The following is a 1,370-nucleotide window of genomic DNA, read 5'->3' as shown; positions in this document are numbered from 1 at the left end:
AGGGAGCCTCTATTATGCTCCATGCTGTAAATCATAGCCCAGGAAGGCAGCTTTCTGAGAATTCGTCCCAAAAGCCGCCTGTCCGCTTTCCTCCCCATTCCGGCCGTTCCGCTTTCGCCCCTTTACTGCCGTTCACAGGAGTTCCAGCAAAGGCCATAAGCGGTCATTGGTTCATGTAAGGATGCTGCGTTGATGTCGTTCGTTGATCGCTTCGATCTTACACTGCCGTTGATCCAAGCGCCTATGGCAGGCGTTTCCACGCCTCTACTGGCGGCGTCCGTTTCAGAAGCCGGTGCGCTCGGCTCGATAGGAGTAGGCGCAACCGATGCAGTCGGCGCGCGTGCAATGATCGAGGAAGTGCGGGGCCGCACGGACCGGCCTTTCAATGTAAATCTCTTTGTTCATGCTCGTCCGAAGGTAGATTCCGTCCGTGAGACTGCGTGGCTTCAATTGCTCGCGCCATTTTTTATCGAGTTCGAAGCGACTCCCCCGCCAACGCTCCGGACCATATACAAGAGCTTCGCCGACGATCCCGAAATGGTGGCCACGCTGATTGACTTGGCGCCACCGGTCGTCAGTTTTCACTTCGGCTTACCATCCCCCGAGGTTCTCTCGGTGCTACGCTCATGTGGCATTTACATGTTGGCAAGCGCTACGAACCTTGAAGAAGGTCGCTCGATCAAAGCGGCCGGCGTCGATGCGATCGTTGCTCAGGGTATAGAGGCGGGCGGGCACCGCGGCATCTTCGATCCGAACGCGCCCGATGACGAGTTGAGCATGGCAGTGCTCACCCGGTTGCTGGTTAGAGACGTAGGCATTCCGATCGTTGCAGCCGGCGGGATCATGGATGGTGCCGGCATTGCGGCAGCGCTCGATCTCGGCGCGGTCGCGGCACAGCTTGGCACTGCGTTTGTGGCTTGCCCTGAGTCCGCTGCCGACGCTGCATATCGCGCAGCCTTAACGGGGCCGGGCGCGTATCACACGACGCTGACTCCGCTTATTTCCGGCCGGCCTGCGCGCGCGCTAGCCAACCGATTTACAGCGCTCGCTGGGCTACTCGTTGGCCAGGCCCGGCCAGACTATCCTATCGCTTACGATGCTGGAAAAGCTCTGCATGCGGCAGCAAAAACGAAGGGCGAGCATGGTTTCGGCGCGCAGTGGGCTGGACAAGGCGCGCCTCTGAGCCGAGCCATGCCGGCGGCTCAACTCATTCAGGCCCTTCGAGACGAACTGGACGGCTGCAAAGCGTAAACGTTTCCGCCTTAGAAGGTTCGTAAGCGCGGTCTGAGGGCCGCCTTGTAGGCGGAGCGTTCAACGGGTTGATGGCAGCTCTTTGAACGGGGCCGTGATGTCGGACGAGACTATCGAAC

Annotated in this window: 1 protein-coding gene; it reads left to right on the top strand. The window is 59.6% G+C overall.

Annotated features, from left to right (window positions below):
* The first annotated feature begins 192 nt into the window (after positions 1–192).
* Positions 193–1,251 (top strand): nitronate monooxygenase family protein, encoded by a 1,059-nt coding sequence (locus C8J47_RS00565; RefSeq protein WP_121884026.1) that lies wholly within the window; start codon positions 193–195, stop codon positions 1,249–1,251.
* Positions 1,252–1,370 lie beyond the last annotated feature (119 nt).

Origin of the sequence: Sphingomonas sp. PP-F2F-G114-C0414 (assembly GCF_003688595.1) — a bacterium.
Taxonomy (GTDB): domain Bacteria; phylum Pseudomonadota; class Alphaproteobacteria; order Sphingomonadales; family Sphingomonadaceae; genus Sphingomonas.
Note: the sequence above shows the minus strand (reverse complement) of the source record. Positions and strands in the feature narration are given on the sequence as shown.